Source organism: Paenibacillus sp. GCM10027626 (assembly GCF_042676285.1).
GTDB lineage: Bacteria > Bacillota > Bacilli > Paenibacillales > Paenibacillaceae > Paenibacillus_Z.
Genome location: NZ_JBHTHC010000012.1, coordinates 23812 through 39844 on the forward strand (window position 1 = coordinate 23812; position 16033 = coordinate 39844).

Sequence of the window (16033 nt, forward strand, 5' to 3'; positions counted from 1 at the left end):
AAAGGATATAGCCATTTAAGACTTAAGCATCGACGGCTGTGGCGGTTCTTCGGGATCTTGGGTGCAACGGACCTTGAGCGGGGATTAATTCATATTGGCGACTAAATGGATTTTCTACAGTTCGTTTTTTGTTTTGTTCGTTAGATAGTCGGACTAGACGGAAAACCTACAGTTAGAATGGGAGATAGAGAAGGATAGACTCGATTTGGCCCGAACTAATTGGATGATTTCCAGTTAGACCGCAAAAATCGTCTGTTCCGGGTATTCTACCTGCATAAAATCCAGTTAGTTGTGGGGAAAGCCTCCGCCAAACCCTATTCGACCCGCATATCTTGACAATTTGTTATAATCCTTTTACTTTATATTTAGCCGACTAATTAAATTACAATCCAAAATGGAGGCGACTGGCCTTGCAACCAACCGACCCGGAATTTCCATTAATGGGCCTGATGGCTCGTCTTATGCGTCAGCATCATTACAATTCACATCTTTCACTCAAGGATCAGGCTGTCCATCCTGGGCAGCCTCCGGTCCTGTTTGAGCTTTCCCGCAACGACGGCATCAGCCAAAGCGAGCTGGCCGCTAAAATTCGTGTCAAGCCCGCCACCGTTACGGTGATGCTCAACCGAATGGTGAAGAACGGGCATGTGCAGCGGCGGCCCGATCCGAAAGATAACCGCGTCTCGCGCGTCTTTCTTACCGACAAGGGCCGCGCGGCGGTCGAAGAAGTCCGCGCGGCCTTGCATGCCAGCGAGACCAATGCGCTCAGAGGCATAACCGAGGAAGAGAAGCGTCTGCTGCGCCGTCTTCTTCTCCATATGTACCATAATGTGCATGAAAAGGAGGTGTTGCCGCAGCATGCGGAAGATACGCTGGACTGACTATTTAAAGCCGTACTGGCTGCCTGTATTGCTCGCGCCGCTGCTTATGCTGCTTGAGGTGGCGATGGATCTGCTGCAGCCGCTGCTGATGGCGAACATTGTCAATGAAGGGGTGATGAACAAAGATACCAGCTACATCCGTGACACTGGTCTGCTGATGCTGGGCGTTGCCATTATCGGACTGATCGGCGGCGTAGGCTGTACCGTTTACTCCAGTATCGCCTCGCAGCATTTTGGCGCCGATTTGCGCAGAGATTTGTTTGCCAAAGTGCAATCGCTCTCCTTCCGCCATCTTGACCGCTTCCATGCCGGCTCGCTCGTTACCAGACTGACCAATGATGTTGTACAGATGCAGACCCTGGTGCAAATGACTCTTCGCGTCCTCGTGCGCGCCCCCTTCCTGGCAATCGGCAGCTGCATCATGGCATTCATTATTAGCCCGCGGCTCGGAATCATTCTCGTCATCGCCGTACCGCTCTTATTCGCGACGCAGTCCTATTTGATCCGCACTTCGTTTCCGCTGTTTTCCCAAGTGCAGAACAAGCTGGATCAAGTCAACACCGTCCTGCAGGAGAATTTGTCCGGCATTCGGGTCGTCAAAGCGTTTGTCCGCTCCGTCTTCGAAAACAGCCGCTTCGCCAGGGCCAATGCCGATTTTACCGGCATCGCCGTGAAAGCCGCGCGCATTGTCGCCATCAATATGCCAATCATGATGTTTATTATGAATGCCAGCATTGTCGCCGTTCTTTGGTTCGGAGCTGATCTTAACTGGAGCGGCAAGCTGGCGATCGGGGATTTGATCGCCTTCATTAACTATGTCACGCAGCTCCTCTCTTCCCTGCTGATGGTAGGCATGATGATGGTTTCCGTCTCGCGGGCGAAGGCTTCCGGGGACCGGATTCGCGAAGTGCTGCAGACGGAAGCGGAAATTGCCGATTCGGAGGCGGCAAAAACCGGCGTCATTAGGGCCGGGCGGATTGAATTTGACCGCGTATCCTTTGGCTACAATTCCCATGCATCGGCCGAATCCTCTGAGAAGCAGCGCGATTATGAACTGAAGGATATCTCCTTTACTGCCGAACCGGGGCAGACGGTCGCCATCCTCGGCTCGACCGGTTCGGGAAAATCTACGCTGGTGGGCCTTATATCCAGGCTCTACGAGCCTGCCTCGGGCAAAATTTTGATCGATGGCGTTGACATCCGGCACATCCGGCTCGAACATCTGCGCACCCATGTCGGTACGGTGCTGCAGCAGGCGATCCTCTTCAGCGGTTCGATCCGCGATAATATCCGCTTCGGAAAGCCTGACGCATCCGAAGAAGACGTCATCGCTGCCGCGCGGGCGGCGCAGGCCGATGAATTTATATCCCGCATGCCCGAAGGCTACGATACCATTATCGGACAGCGCGGCGTTAATTTGTCCGGCGGGCAAAAGCAGCGGATCTCGATAGCACGCGCCCTCCTGACACGCGCGCCGATTCTTATTTTGGATGACAGCACGAGCGCGGTTGATCTCGCTACCGAAGCGCGCATCCGGCAATCGCTGAAGGAACAGACCGGCAGAAGCACCACGATCCTCATCGCTCAGCGCATCTCCTCGGTACTCGATGCGGACAACATAATCGTCATGGACGAGGGCCGGATCGTTGGCATCGGCAAGCATGATGAGCTGATGCGGAGCTGCGCCGTTTATCAGGATATTTATCACTCACAGCTGGGCAAGGAGGAACTGACTCATGACGGGATCGCCTAAACAGAAACATCAGCAAGCGCCGCCTGGCTTCGGCGGGCCCGGCGGCGGCCCCGGGGCGCGCGGCATGGTCCCAAAGGTGCGCCCCAAGCGGCTCTGGCCCACCTTGCTGCGCTTATGGAGCTATCTTGGCCGTCAGCGGGCGGGACTTGTTGCTGTCGTCCTATTAACAGCGCTCGCCACCGGCCTCACGCTCGTAGGCCCTTATTTGCTCGGGCGGGCAATCGACCATTATATTATCCCGCACGATTATAGCGGGCTGGTGCAGCTTTGCCTTATCCTGCTTGCGGTCTATGCGTTCAGCACCGTTGCCAACTGGCTGCAGGCGTATGTGATGGCAGGCGTGTCGCAGCATACTGTCCGCGAGCTGCGGCATGATCTTTTCGCTCATCTGCAAAAGCTCCCCCTGCACTATTTCGACACGCGAACGCATGGTGAGTTGATGAGCCGCACGACAAACGATATTGAGAATGTGTCCAATTCGCTCAATCAAAGCGTATCGCAATTCATTACCAGCCTGCTTACTATCATCGGTTCTCTCGCTTTCATGCTCGGGCTCAATCTGTGGCTGACAATCGTCAGCCTCATCACGATCCCGCTTACTATGTTCGTAACCGGGCAAATCGCCAAACGGACCCGCAAGCAATTTTCGGCACAGCAGCGGCATCTGGGGGAGTTGAACGGCTATATCGAAGAGCATATATCCGGCATAAAAGTGGTGAAAGCCTTCCATCGCGAGCAAAAAACATTGCAGGAGTTTCAGGTGCATAATGAGCAGCTGCGAGATGTCGGGATACGTGCACAAATTATGTCTGGATTAATGGGGCCGGTAAACAATGTCATTAACAATTCCAGCTTTGCCTTAATTGCAGCCGTTGGCGGGTGGATGGCGATCAGCTCCTATACTACGATCGGCATCGTCGTCAGTTTTCTCAACTATTCCCGGCAATTCAGCCGGCCGATCAATGACCTGGCGACACAATTCAATATGATCCAGTCCGCGATTGCCGGAGCCGAGCGCGTCTTCGAAGTGCTGGATGAAAGGACTGAATTTGAGCGCGCCGCCACAAGCGATGGTACCAGCACCACCAACGGCAGCGGCAACGGGTCAATCGTGCAATCGGTTCAAGGCGAGGTCATCTTTGACAATGTGACGTTCAGCTACAAGCAAGACGTACCGGTATTGAAGCAAGTGTCGCTTCATGCGAGGCCGGGCGATACGATCGCTTTGGTCGGGCCGACCGGCGCCGGAAAAACGACAATCGTCAATTTGCTGACCAGATTTTATGATATTGAACAGGGCACGGTCACTGTCGACGGCATACCTTTGCATAAGTGGGATAAACAAGCGCTGCGGCAGCAGCTGGGAATTGTGCTGCAGGATGCTTATCTTTTCTCGGATACCGTTCGCGAGAACATTCGATACGGTAATCTTTCCGCGACCGACGAGCAGATCGAAGCTGCGGCCAAGCTGGCTAACGCCGACGCTTTTATCCGCAAATTGCCGCTCGGGTACGATACGCCGCTTACAGCTGACGGCAGCAATCTCAGCCACGGCCAGCGCCAGCTGCTCACAATCGCAAGAGCCATTCTCGCCAATCCCGCCATTCTCATACTGGATGAAGCGACGAGCAGTATCGATACACGAACCGAGATGCATATTCAGGAAGCGTTAAAGTCGCTGATGCGGGGACGCACCAGCTTTGTCGTTGCCCATCGCCTGAGTACAATTCGCGAAGCCGATCAAATTCTCGTCATTAACGGCGGAGAGATAACCGAACGGGGCAGTCATGAGGAACTGCTGGAGCAGCGCGGCTTCTACTACGAGCTGTATACAAGCCAGTTCAAGCGCATCGGTTGAGATCAAGGTGAAGTAAGCAACGACTGATGCGCGCAAGGCACATATGCACAACACAAAAGGCTGCGTCAATTCACGCGCGGGAGCGCTGACGCAGCCTTTTATACATGATAACCGATAAAATAACCGATCGTAATGAACGCAACGCACCAGATCAGCGCGCCGCCGCTGGCAAAGAGCAGATATTTGCGCAGACTGATGCCGCTAACTCCGGACATGTAGCAGGTAAGATGGCGAATGCCCGGAATATAGTAGCCGAACACGATGGTCCACGGCCCATACTTGTCAAACCAGCTCTCAACCTTTTCCATCCGTGCAGGGGTCAGTTTAATCCATCTGCCATATTTCCATATTAACGGCTTCCCAACCTTGCGCCCCAGCCAGTAGCTGACCATCATCCCGGACATTGTCCCGCAGAAAGAGACTGCGACCGCTCCGACAAATTGCAGCACTTTCGTAGACACCAAGTAGCCGACAAAGGTCAACAAAAATTCATCCGGTACCGGCAAACCGACTATACCCAGCGCAAGCAATGAAAAAATCGCATAATACCCGTATTGTGAAATGATTTCTTCAATTTGATTCATTCTCGGTGCCACTCCAATCCCGGGTATTAACGATGACCCTTATTGCGTTTTTACCATAATGCCGTGCAGAAAAACCGAGATCGATTTACTATACAAGCGGATGGTGTCCTCAAGACTGCATTTGCGCGACATTTCGCTCAGGCCAATAAGCAAGCTTTCAAAAATGATGCCCAGCAGCCCGGCATCGTCTGGCTTAAATTCGCCTTGATCCATCCCCTGCTGCAGCAGCCCCTGATTGAAACGCACCCGCTTCTCGATCATTTGCAATATTCGCTCCTGAATATCGCTGCGCACCCATTCCTGGCCAAAAAATTCGTCCGCCGCCTGAATGAGCGGATGATTCAATTCGTTCTCGATCAAATGGTGGACGAAGCCATACATTTTATCTGCTGTCGAACCGTACTGCCGTTCCTGAATTTCCCACTGCTCCTCCCATTCCCGGTCCCATTCATCGAATAAATAGAGAAACAGCCCTTCTTTATTTTCAAAGTGATAATAAATATTGCCTTTGCTGCTGCCCGTCGCCGCCACAATATCCTCAATTGAAGTGCCGGCAAAGCCCTTTTGGACAAATAACGGCCTGGTCAGTTCAGCAATGCGGCGTTTCGTTTGTTCGCTCTGCAATTGTCTTTTGTTCACCGGCTTCAACTCCGTCATCGCGTGATAAAGGTAGACGACCTAAGACTTATTAGAACGATCAGGGTCAACCTGTGTCTGGACCCCGAGAATATCAAGCAAAAAGATGACAATCGGGATCCCGATAATAAGTCCCCATACACCCAGATAATGTTCGGAGAAAAGCAAGATCAAAAAGGTGAAAAAGATCGGCAGATGGATTTTAGAGGACATCAGCTTCGGATTCAGGAAGTATGCCTCAATCGCATGGATGACCGCGATCATAATAATGACGTAGATCACATATGGCAATCCACCGATGTTAAGCCCAATCAGACAAAGCGGAATTAACGAGATAAAGGCTCCGGCAACCGGAATAAGGCCAAGCACGAAAATAATAAGCGCCAAACCGATAATTTGCGGAAAGCCCATAATCCATAAGCCCAGTGTCGTCAAAATGCAGTTGATTAAAGCGATCATCAGCTGCGTTTCAATCACTTTGCCGAAGGTCTGGACGAATTTTTTGCCAAAATACTCGATTTCGTTCGTAAACCACGATATTTTGCTTGTCCGGAATTGCTCCGAAAACCGCGTTACCTTCGTCTTTTCCAGCAGAAAGAACAGACTTAGTATGACGGCCAGAAACAGATTCAGACCAATATTGCTCAGGCGCATAACAAGATCGATGCTGGGCTTGATATAGCTTTTCAAATCCAGCGAATTCAAAATGCTGACAATATAAGAGGAATATTCATTATCCTTCGGCTGATCGTACGCGGATACGATGAACTTGATTAATTGAATAATTTGGTCCCTGACTACCGGAAACAGCTTTAAAATGCCGAACACCATAATGAAAATCAGCAATAAATACAAAAAAGGAAGTATGACTTTCGGAGAAATGTGCAGAAACCGGTTCAACTGACGGTGAGTGATTTCATGAATTCTGCCCATCAAAAATGTAAAGATGAAGGTCAAAAGCACCAGGTTCATCATACTTTTTGCGCTGTATAACAACAGACAAAACAAGACCAAAATAGCAAACCGCCGCACAGTCTGGTTATTTAACCATCCTTTTATGTCCATATTTTCGCCCCTCATCCTAACTGAACGTTCGTTCTATAAAAAACTTTACATGATTTTCATACACTTTTCAAGTTACCTCCCCTGTACGAAGCTTAAAGATTAATTAAAGAGCTGTCCCAGCGATCAATGTCATGAATTGATGCTGGAGACAGCTCCTCTGGAATCCGTTTATACGCGATGAACCTTTGACGGCTGCGGCGCATTGCGCGATTCCTGCCACAGCTTCCGCCATTCGCTGCTGTTGCGCAATACCAAGTCCGGATTTTTGGCGCTGCGGACGACGAACGACGGCTGATAAGAACGTCCGGAGTTGGCGCCCGTTTTATGATAGCGCAGGTCAATCGACCAGCGAATAATGTCCGACACATTCGATATTCCGCGGTGCGGTGTATATTTATTCATAATCACAAGACTGCCTTTGCGGCATTCCGCCAGCACCGGCTGCACATCCGGCAGCTGCTCCGGTACGATCGTCGTGCCGCCCGAAGCTTGATGCGTCATATAGCCCCGCTTGAATACTTCCGGCATGATCTCCATACAGCCCGTCTCTGCCCTTGCGTCGACGAGCGGCATCCAGAACGTAATAATTTCCGACGCCTCGGAATCCTCCGTCGTCACCGCACAATCCTGATGCCACGGCACATTTTCGAAATAGCTTGGCTGCGGATCGCCTGTCTTGGACTTCCAAGGAAGCTTAGCGCGCACATGCTGAATCGGATTGCAGCTAATTTCACTGCCAAGCAGACATTCCACCACATCGAGCAGCTTATCGTGGCCCAGCAGCGCGAATATGGCATCCCCCAAATAATCAGCAATATCCATACCTTTGCCAATATCAGGGCATTGCTCCTGCAGCAAGGCCAATCTTCGCTCAAACGGCTCAGTCTCGTGAAGCTCCTTCAGCCTCCCTTCCGCCAACATTTGGCGCGCGCGCTGGTCGATAACTTCATTCAGCTCCTCAATCACCGGCTGCAAATCCGCCGCGCTGAGCACCTCATCCACGATCAAGCACCCTTCTGTCTGATAACGTATCACTTGATCCATCGTCAGTCTCATTGTGACCAGCCTCCCAGGTAACTGCTATGTAAATGCACTTTCATCTTAACAGCAAGCCAGCTTCCTGAAGAAGGTAGAAAACAGCCCTTCATACGGACTATCTTATCCGATATGCCGAAGGGGCCCGTCCATAGCTGCGGCGGAAGAGACGGGCAAAATAGGACGGGTCCTCGTACCCCAGCATTTGTGAAATGGTGAATACAGGAAAATCCGTGTACAGCAGCAGCTTCTCGGCCTCCGTCATCCGCAGTCGCTGCAAATAGGCGATCGGGGCCTCGCTGGTATGCATTTTGAACACCCGGCACAAGTAATTCGGCGTCCAATGTACGAGCTGAGCCAGATCTTCCAGCTTAATGTTGTCCCCGATATGCGTTTTCATATATTGCTTGAGCCGCGCCACCTCCTCGGCCCCTCCCGCAGAATCGTCATCCTCCTGCCCCTGTATACACTGCCACACCGTTTCTTCGACCCTCAGCATTAAATCGGCAACCATCAGGGCAAGATGCTCGCCAGTCACATAACGACCCGCAGGGTCAAGCAGCCGTTGGAAGCCTTCCATAAGAAAAGGGCGCAAATGAGCGGGGACAAGCAGCGGCTCCGTTCGTACCGCCCGCGGCACGCTCCGCCCCCGCTTTGCCTCTATCCAGTTAAAAAAATTGACAACCGCCGGCTCGCCCAGTTCATCCCGCAATAGAAACGTGCACTCTACATTCGTAAGGGGATTGCTTTCATTGCCGCAAAATTGATGTCTCTCGTTCGGGCTAATAATATAGAGCAGCCCTGGAGCTGCCTCGCTTGTACATTCATTGACAGTAAATGTTCCGAGGCCGGAAGTGATATACATCAAATGAAAGACTGGGTGCTGATGCAGCGGGGTGAGAACGCCCTGTCTTCCTGTACGCAAATCCGTTGTCACATGATCGATCGCGAGGCTTTGCCCTCCCATTACTAAACGAAAGCTCATCGCTATCCCCCTTTGCAAGCGCTTGCTAACTGGGGTCTATTCTATCACATCCCTTCCTAAGAAAAAACGGCTTGTACGCTTACAACCTCCGACTCAGGCGAACGCACCATAGGAGGCCGTGATTAATTGTGGACATGTGTAAGCACGGGCGAAGCGGACCGTAGCGGACCGTAGATCCGTTATCTGTGAACAAATGTGCCCAAACGACTGGTTCGCGGACTGTAGATCCGTTATATGCCTCAAATTGCCCCAATAACCCGGTAAAATCCACGAATAACGGATCGTATGTCCGCTGGAGCTCCGAATGGGCTCGTTTTCGGTAGAATAACGGATCGTATGTCCGCATGGCTCACAGTTGCCCGCTTCTGCGGCAAAAATCGCCCTCCCGCAGAAAATCGACAGCCGTGCAACCCGTCCGGGGGAGCCGCGCCTTCTAAACGCTCACTTCGCTTTCCATCACCGTTAGTGTCGCATTTGTAGCATCGAGATTTACAATTGCGCCAATCGGGATCGCCGCTTTGTACCTGCCATGGCCGGAAGCCAGATTCGTCAGCAGCGGCTTGCCGAGCGGTACTATAAATTGCTCGATCAAGTCCTCATAGGACTTCCCGTAAGCTAGCTGACAGCCGGTGCATTCGCCCATGACGATGCCGATGCAATCAGCAAATTTGCCCGCCAGCTTTAATTGATTCAGAAGGCGGTAGATTTTGTTGACCGGTTCATGGGTATCTTCAATCAACAATATTTTTCCGGCCGTATTTATCTCATAAGGAGTGCCCAGCGTATCCATGAATGAGGTCAAATTGCCGCCGACGATCGGCCCGGTCACATTGCCCGGCACTCTGCCGATCAAGGTCATATCCGGCGGATTCAAAATTTGCCGGGTCGGCGCCCCGCTGGAAGTCGCGGCAAAAAACTGATTAAAATTGTAAGCCGGCTCCCTTACATTAAAGTTCATCAGCAGCAGGCTGTGAAAGGTAACCAGATCGCTGTACAGATACAATACGTTCAGCAAGACGGTAATATCGCTGTAGCCTGTAACAATTTTCGGATTGCGGGCTATGGAGGCGTAGTCCAGATATGGCAAAATGCCGGCTACGCCTACACCTCCGCGCGAGGGGAGAATCATATCCACCTGGGGGTTTTCGATCATCGCCATAAAATCCTCGGCACGCTGCTGATCTGTGCCTGCCAAAAAACCGTCGGCTGCATAGACATATTGTCCCAGCACAACTTCAAATCCGAGTGCCCGGAGCGTATCCACTCTTGCATTAATAGTACTGGGACTCAGCGGGCTGCCGAGTGTAACAACCCCTATCGTCGCGCCTTGTCTTAATATTGGCGGCTTTACAGCCATAATCCTACCTCCTGCATGTATTCGACTACGGCGCTGCAACCCGGTATGATGCCGTCGTTATCGCGCACAGCACCCCATCGTCAGCTCCGCTCCCGGCTTCGCCCGACCATAGCCGCCCTTCGGTCGTTACGGTACGGCCGGATTGATGCAGCACCTTCGCTGTAGCCGTCACCCTTTGCGCGGTAACCGGGGCAGTATAATGAATATGCATGGCGGATGTGACCAGATTCGCATTGCGCCGCGCAGTCATAGCTGCAAGCCCCATTGCTGAATCCAATAAAGCGGCATGAACGCCGCCATGCAAAATCCCGAGCAAATTCAAATGATGCGGCTTAATATCCAGCGCAACGATCACTTCATCCTCTCCGGCATGAACCAGCTTGCAGCCCAAAAAGCCCCAATAGCTATTTTCTGCCTGGCGGGCCAGGCGCTCCAGCTCCTCCAACCAATTATGCGCCGCCATCCTCATACCTCCTTAGCGGCAAAAGGCTTCCGCGGCCAATACACGCGCGGCAATTCCCCGCTTGGCGTGCACTGTATTCAGCGGCGATCTGCGCGTCAGTTTTTTCAAAACCGACAGCTGTGTGCGCAGCGTATCGCCGGCTTCCATAGCTGACAGCGCCTCCCGGGCCAAGCCCTCAATGACCGCAAATGTCTCGTGTACAAATACCTGCGTCATCGCAATCGCCTGAGCCGCCTTCTCCTCGCCGCGGCTGGCGATTTGCTTGTTCGTCCGCAGCAGGGCGCTTTCCATCGCATAAATTTGGATCATCATATCAGCCAGCGCTGCCAGCACCTCCTGCTCCTGCTCCAGCTTGAGCTGATACTTTTGAACAGCGCTCCCGCCGGCCATCAGAAAGATCTTTTTCGCCATTTGTATCAGATGCCGTTCTTCCTCCAGCGTCCCGTCAAACTGCCGGCCAGGTACAATTTGCAGCAGTTCTTCCTGCAATGCCTGCGCCTTTTCCAGCAGCGGCAGCTCGCCCTTGAGCGCCCGCTTCAGCAATGTGCCTGGAATAAGCAGGCGATTAATTTCATTCGTTCCTTCGAAAATGCGGTTAATTCGCGAATCGCGATAGATTCGTTCTATTTTATATTCTTGAATATAGCCATACCCGCCATGCAGCTGCACGCCTTCATCGGCGACAAAATCAAGCGTCTCCGACCCGAAAACTTTGTTGATCGAGCATTCCAGCGCATATTCGGCGATCGCCTTCGCAGACTGGACGCCTGCCTCGGGGCTGCTGTAGTCAATCTCCTGCAGGGCGCTGTCAATCAGCCCGGCTGTACGGTAAACCATACTTTCCAGCACATACGTGCGTATGTTCATTTCCGCCAGCTTCTTTCCGATCAGCGGAAAATCGGCAATCGGCTTGCCGAACTGCGTCCGCTCTTTCGCATATTTGGCGCTGATCGCGATCGCTTCCTTTGCACCGCCAAGACAGCCGGCGGCAAGCTTGTAGCGGCCGATGTTTAAAATATTGAAGGCGATCAGATGCCCCTTGCCTTCCTCCCACAGCAGATTCTCCTTCGGCACCTGCACATCTTCAAGAATAAGCGGCCGGGTGGAGGAGCCTTTAATGCCCATCTTTTTCTCCTCCGGACCGACGCTCACCCCAGCCATCGCGCGCTCCACAATAAATGTGCTGAAGCGCTCGCCGTCTACCTTCGCATAGACGATAAACAGATCGGCAAACCCCGCATTCGTAATAAATTGCTTCGTGCCGTTCAGCACGTAATGTCTGCCGTCCTCCGACAGCCGTGCGGTCGCTTTTGCCCCAAGCGCATCCGAGCCGGAAGCCGGCTCCGTCAGGCAGTAAGCGGCAATTTTGTTCCCGCTCGCCAGCTCCGGCAAATAGCGCCGTTTCTGCTCCACTGTGCCAAAATAGACGATCGGCAGCGTTCCGATCCCTACATGGGCGCCGATCGACAGCGCGAACGAAGAGGCGCCTGCCAGCTTTTCACCGATCAAGGTTGAGCTCACCTTATCCAGCCCAAGCCCGCCGAACGCTTCGGGTACGTCTGCGCCAAGCAGCCCAAGCTCGCCGGCCTTGCGCATCAATTTGACCGTCAGTTCATAATCAAGCTTCTCCAGCTGCTCGTCATGGGGGCGAACCTCCTGATTGACAAATTCCTCTGTCGCAAACGCAATCATCCGCTGCTCTTCCGTCAAATCCTCCGGTGTCAGGACATCGTTGCAATCCAGCTCGCCTAATACAAAGCTGCCGCCAATTATCCGGGCTTTCATACACTTCCCCCTTTCTGATCCGTATGCGGAGCATACACCTCAAACAGTCCGGCCGCTCCCATTCCGCCGCCGATGCACATCGATACAACCCCATTGCCGCCGCCCCTGCGGCGCAGCTCGTGCAGCAGGCTGACAGTCAGCTTCGTTCCTGTACAGCCAAGCGGATGGCCAAGCGCAATCGCGCCGCCATTTACATTCACCTTTTGCTCATCAAGACCGAGCTCCCGAATGATATGCAAGCATTGCGAAGCGAATGCTTCATTAATTTCATAGAGCTTGACATCCTGGGCGCTAATGCCCGCCTGGCGGAGCGCCCGCGGAATCGCCTCGACCGGCCCTGCCCCCATAATTTCCGGATCAACGCCGGCGAGCGCATACGAGCGAAAAGCAGCCAGGGGCTTAAGGCCCAGCTGCTCCGCCCGCTCCCGGCTCATAAGCAGCACCGCCGCCGCGCCGTCGCTCATCTGCGAAGCATTGCCTGCCGTCACTGTACCTCCGGCTTTAAAGGACGGCTTTAATTTCGCCAGCGCCTCCATCGTCGTATCCGCCCGCACCCCCTCATCGCGCTCCGCCAGCAGCGGCTTCTCCCACAGCTCTCCCGCTTCATTCATGCCTTTGAGCGATGTCGCCACCTTAGTCAGTTCATCATCGAATTTCCCCTCCCGCATAGCTGCGGCTGCCTTGCGATGGCTGGCCATGGCAAACCGGTCCTGCTCCTCGCGCGAAATTTGGAAACGTTCGGCTATATTTTCTGCCGTATGTCCCATAGCCATATAAATTTGCGGCATCGTTTCGACCAACTGCGGATGCGGAGCCGGCTTGAAGCCGGCCATCGGCACATGGCTCATGCTTTCCACGCCGCCAGCGATGACCGCCTCCGCTCCGCCGGTCATAATCCGTTCGGCAGCAAAGGCGATCGATTGCAGGCCGGAAGCGCAAAACCGGTTCACGGTCATCGCCGGCACCGATGAAGGAAAGCCGGCATAGAGCGAGATGATGCGCGCCACATTCAATCCCTGCTCTCCCTCCGGCATCGCGCAGCCTAAAATAATATCGTCTATTTCCCCGTATGCGACAGCCGGCACTCTAGCCATGACCGCTTGCAACGCCGCTTTTCCCAAATCCTCCGCCCGCGTATGAATAAAGCTGCCTTTATTCGCTTTAGCGACCGGGGTACGCACTGCCGACACAATTACCGCTTCTCTCATGAGCCGCTCCCTCCCCGCGTATCAATTGCGCAGCGGCTTGCCGGTCGCAAGCATATGCTGCATCCGCTGCTGTGTTTTCACCTCTCCGCACAAGCTGAGAAAGGCCTCACGTTCCAGATCAAGCATATATTGCTCTGTCACCATCGTGCCGGCCGGCACATCGCCGCCGGCCATGACATGAGCGAGCTTGCCCGCAATAAGCAAGTCGTGGTCGCTAATATAGCCGCTCTGATGCATATGCAGCGCGCCAAGCTTGAGCACCGCTTTCCCCGCGGCGCCAACCACGCGGATCGGCTCGGAACGCTGTGGCTCATAACCGTGATGCACGAGATGCAGCGCCGCCTGCTTAGCCTCATAGATGCGATAGTCGGCATTGACGATGATGCGGTCGCGCTCCCGCAAATATCCGAGCCTCTTTGCCTCATGGGCGCTTCCCGACACTTTGGCCATGCCTACCTGCTGAAACATCCGGTTCAGCTGCGGCTGCAAATCCGTCTCGGCATGCGGATGCTCCTGGCTCATCCGCATCACAATTTCTTTGCAGCCTCCCCCTGCCGGAATAAGTCCGACCCCCGCTTCCACTAAACCATAGTAGGTTTCTGCCGAAGCGCAGACCAGGTCAGCCGGCATGCACACCTCGACTCCGCCGCCAAGCGTCATCTGATGGGGAGCCGCCACGACCGGCTTCTCAAAATATTTGAGCCGCAGCATCGTATTTTGGAACAGGCGAATGATGCCGTCCACTTCATCCCATTCCTCATCCTGCGCCTCGGCCAGCAGCAGCAGCAAATTGGCGCCCACGCAAAAATGCTTGCCGTTATTGGCGATCACGAGCGCATCATAATGGCGGCGCACTTCCTCCGTGCTTTGCTCGATCATCGCCAAGATATCGGCGCCAATCGCATTGTTTGGCGAATGAAACTCCAGACAGGCCACCCCGTCCCCGATATCGATCAGACTGGCTCCGCTGTTGGAGCGGACGATCCGCTTCTGTTCCTTGAGCGCAGGCAGAGAGATAAGCTGCGGATCGCTTTGAGCCGCTTTGTACCGCCCTTCATAGACGTAAAAGCGCCTGCCCTCCTCCTGTTTGTAGAAAGAGCTGTTGCCTGCGGAAATCCATGCCGCAACCCATTCCGGCACCCGCTGCCCCTCTGCCTCCATTCGTTTGACCGACTGGGCGAGGCCAATCGCATCCCATAATTCAAAGGGACCAAGCTCCCAATTGAAGCCCCAGCGCATCGCCGCGTCGACTTCCTCAATCGAACCGGCAATTTCATCTACTTTTTCAGCAGCGTAGACGACCGTCCGCTTGATCAGCTGCCATGCCAAATCCGAATATCGGTCGCCGGCCCCGATCAGCGCCTTCACCTTCGCTCTGGAGCCTTTGGCGCTTTTCGCCGCCGTAAGCGACGCCGACGCCGGCTTCTGGGCCTTGCTGTACGTCATCGTCTGCAGATTCAACGCCAAAATTTCACTGCCGCGCTCGCCTTTTATTTTTTTATAGAAGCCCTGCCCCGCCTTTTCCCCGATCCAGCCGCTTGCTACCATGGCAAGCAGTGCCTTGGACGGCTCAAACGCCGGCTCGCTTACATTGCGCACAACATGGACAAACGTATCCAGCCCTACGAGATCCAGCGTGCGGAACGTTGCGCTTTTCGGCCGTCCGAGCGCCGGCCCCGTCACCGCATCGATCTCTTCCACTGTACAGCCCTGCTCCTCCATTACCTGCAATGTCGCGAGCAGGCCAAAGGTCCCGATCCGGTTCGCAATAAAATTGGGCGTATCCTTGGCGATAACGACACCTTTTCCCAGCCTGCGCTCGCAAAACTGCTTCATCCGCTGCACAACCTCCGGCGCCGTATCCCGGCCCGGAATCATTTCCACCAGCTTCATATACCGCGGCGGATTAAAAAAATGAATGCCGAGAAAATGGCGGCGAAAAGCTTCCGTACGCTCCCCGGCCATCGACTGAATGGAGATGCCCGACGTATTGGAGCTGACAACAGCCTCCGCACGCCGGTGCTTCTCAATCAGCGCCAGCACTTGGTGCTTGATTGCCAAATCTTCGGTCACAGCTTCAATAATCCAGTCCGCTTCGGCCAAACGCCCGATATCGTCCTCCACATTGCCGGCTGTGATCCGGCCAATCAGGCGCTCGTCATATAATGGCGCCGGCGAAGTACGCAGCAATCTTTCCTTGGCTTGGATGGCCAGACGGCTTCTCGCCGCCGGGCCGGCGCCCGTCTCTCCGTTTGCTGCCGCATCCTGCGGAACAATATCTAGCAGAAGTGTTGCAATTCCGGCATTGGCCAAATGCGCTGCAATCGCAGCGCCCATGACGCCTGAACCGATAACCGCCGCTTTCGTAATTGCTGCTGGCGCTGATGCTGTCATTGCCGCCTCTCCTCCTTCAATCAATGGAA

At 53.8% G+C, this 16033-nt stretch carries 13 protein-coding genes; 3 read left to right on the forward strand and 10 right to left on the reverse strand.

What is annotated here, in order from left to right:
* The first annotated feature begins 410 nt into the window (after positions 1 to 410).
* From ACFQ0N_RS22025 to ACFQ0N_RS22035, 3 genes are read left to right on the forward strand one after another with little or no spacing between them, the layout of a single operon-like run.
* The gene (locus tag ACFQ0N_RS22025; protein WP_379330238.1) at positions 411 to 881 is read left to right on the forward strand and encodes a MarR family winged helix-turn-helix transcriptional regulator; all 471 of its coding nucleotides are present in this window, start codon (positions 411 to 413) and stop codon (positions 879 to 881) included.
* A complete protein-coding gene (locus ACFQ0N_RS22030; RefSeq protein WP_379330240.1) occupies positions 859 to 2634 on the forward strand; it encodes an ABC transporter ATP-binding protein in 1776 nt (591 codons plus the stop codon). The genes ACFQ0N_RS22025 and ACFQ0N_RS22030 overlap by 23 nt, the downstream gene beginning before the upstream one ends.
* On the forward strand, positions 2618 to 4492 hold the full coding sequence (locus ACFQ0N_RS22035) for an ABC transporter ATP-binding protein (RefSeq protein ID WP_379330243.1): 1875 nt from the start codon (positions 2618 to 2620) through the stop codon (positions 4490 to 4492). Before ACFQ0N_RS22030 ends, ACFQ0N_RS22035 begins: the two co-directional genes overlap by 17 nt.
* A gap of 98 nt (positions 4493 to 4590) precedes the next feature.
* Here ACFQ0N_RS22035 and ACFQ0N_RS22040 read toward each other — a convergent pair whose 3' ends face one another.
* The 10 genes from ACFQ0N_RS22040 to ACFQ0N_RS22085 form a co-directional block, all read right to left on the reverse strand.
* Positions 4591 to 5076: a DedA family protein gene (locus ACFQ0N_RS22040; RefSeq protein ID WP_379330245.1), complete on the reverse strand. Its 486-nt coding sequence runs from the start codon at positions 5074 to 5076 to the stop codon at positions 4591 to 4593.
* A 39-nt stretch (positions 5077 to 5115) separates the two neighbouring features.
* The gene (locus tag ACFQ0N_RS22045; RefSeq protein ID WP_379330247.1) at positions 5116 to 5715 is read right to left on the reverse strand and encodes a TetR/AcrR family transcriptional regulator; all 600 of its coding nucleotides are present in this window, start codon (positions 5713 to 5715) and stop codon (positions 5116 to 5118) included.
* A gap of 39 nt (positions 5716 to 5754) precedes the next feature.
* On the reverse strand, positions 5755 to 6777 hold the full coding sequence (locus ACFQ0N_RS22050; protein WP_379330249.1) for an AI-2E family transporter: 1023 nt from the start codon (positions 6775 to 6777) through the stop codon (positions 5755 to 5757).
* A 168-nt stretch (positions 6778 to 6945) separates the two neighbouring features.
* Positions 6946 to 7833 (reverse strand): phytanoyl-CoA dioxygenase family protein, encoded by an 888-nt coding sequence (locus ACFQ0N_RS22055; protein WP_379330251.1) that lies wholly within the window; start codon positions 7831 to 7833, stop codon positions 6946 to 6948.
* 97 nt (positions 7834 to 7930) lie between these two features.
* A complete protein-coding gene (locus ACFQ0N_RS22060) occupies positions 7931 to 8797 on the reverse strand; it encodes an AraC family transcriptional regulator (protein ID WP_379330253.1) in 867 nt (288 codons plus the stop codon).
* A gap of 433 nt (positions 8798 to 9230) precedes the next feature.
* On the reverse strand, positions 9231 to 10154 hold the full coding sequence (locus ACFQ0N_RS22065; protein WP_379330255.1) for a S66 peptidase family protein: 924 nt from the start codon (positions 10152 to 10154) through the stop codon (positions 9231 to 9233).
* A gap of 25 nt (positions 10155 to 10179) precedes the next feature.
* Positions 10180 to 10617 (reverse strand): PaaI family thioesterase, encoded by a 438-nt coding sequence (locus ACFQ0N_RS22070; protein WP_379330257.1) that lies wholly within the window; start codon positions 10615 to 10617, stop codon positions 10180 to 10182.
* Between the two features lie 12 nt (positions 10618 to 10629).
* Entirely contained in the window at positions 10630 to 12402 is a 1773-nt protein-coding gene (locus tag ACFQ0N_RS22075; protein ID WP_379330260.1) for an acyl-CoA dehydrogenase family protein, read from the reverse strand.
* The gene (locus ACFQ0N_RS22080; RefSeq protein WP_379330262.1) at positions 12399 to 13610 is read right to left on the reverse strand and encodes an acetyl-CoA C-acyltransferase; all 1212 of its coding nucleotides are present in this window, start codon (positions 13608 to 13610) and stop codon (positions 12399 to 12401) included. The genes ACFQ0N_RS22075 and ACFQ0N_RS22080 overlap by 4 nt, the downstream gene beginning before the upstream one ends.
* 21 nt (positions 13611 to 13631) lie before the next feature.
* Positions 13632 to 16004 carry a 3-hydroxyacyl-CoA dehydrogenase/enoyl-CoA hydratase family protein gene (locus ACFQ0N_RS22085; RefSeq protein WP_379330264.1) on the reverse strand — a complete coding sequence of 791 codons (2373 nt, stop codon included), beginning with the start codon at positions 16002 to 16004 and terminating at the stop codon, positions 13632 to 13634.
* Positions 16005 to 16033 lie beyond the last annotated feature (29 nt).

What these genes read in the sequence shown, in the direction of transcription:
- ACFQ0N_RS22030 (WP_379330240.1), top strand. Translation starts at nt 859, where the DNA reads ATGCGGAAGATACGCTGGACTGACTATTTAAAGCCGTACTGGCTGCCT.
- ACFQ0N_RS22035 (WP_379330243.1), top strand. Translation starts at nt 2,618, where the DNA reads ATGACGGGATCGCCTAAACAGAAACATCAGCAAGCGCCGCCTGGCTTC.
- ACFQ0N_RS22040 (WP_379330245.1), bottom strand. Translation starts at nt 5,076, where the DNA reads ATGAATCAAATTGAAGAAATCATTTCACAATACGGGTATTATGCGATT.
- ACFQ0N_RS22050 (WP_379330249.1), bottom strand. Translation starts at nt 6,777, where the DNA reads ATGGACATAAAAGGATGGTTAAATAACCAGACTGTGCGGCGGTTTGCT.
- ACFQ0N_RS22055 (WP_379330251.1), bottom strand. Translation starts at nt 7,833, where the DNA reads ATGAGACTGACGATGGATCAAGTGATACGTTATCAGACAGAAGGGTGC.
- ACFQ0N_RS22060 (WP_379330253.1), bottom strand. Translation starts at nt 8,797, where the DNA reads ATGAGCTTTCGTTTAGTAATGGGAGGGCAAAGCCTCGCGATCGATCAT.
- ACFQ0N_RS22065 (WP_379330255.1), bottom strand. Translation starts at nt 10,154, where the DNA reads ATGGCTGTAAAGCCGCCAATATTAAGACAAGGCGCGACGATAGGGGTT.
- ACFQ0N_RS22070 (WP_379330257.1), bottom strand. Translation starts at nt 10,617, where the DNA reads ATGGCGGCGCATAATTGGTTGGAGGAGCTGGAGCGCCTGGCCCGCCAG.
- ACFQ0N_RS22075 (WP_379330260.1), bottom strand. Translation starts at nt 12,402, where the DNA reads ATGAAAGCCCGGATAATTGGCGGCAGCTTTGTATTAGGCGAGCTGGAT.
- ACFQ0N_RS22080 (WP_379330262.1), bottom strand. Translation starts at nt 13,610, where the DNA reads ATGAGAGAAGCGGTAATTGTGTCGGCAGTGCGTACCCCGGTCGCTAAA.
- ACFQ0N_RS22085 (WP_379330264.1), bottom strand. Translation starts at nt 16,004, where the DNA reads ATGACAGCATCAGCGCCAGCAGCAATTACGAAAGCGGCGGTTATCGGT.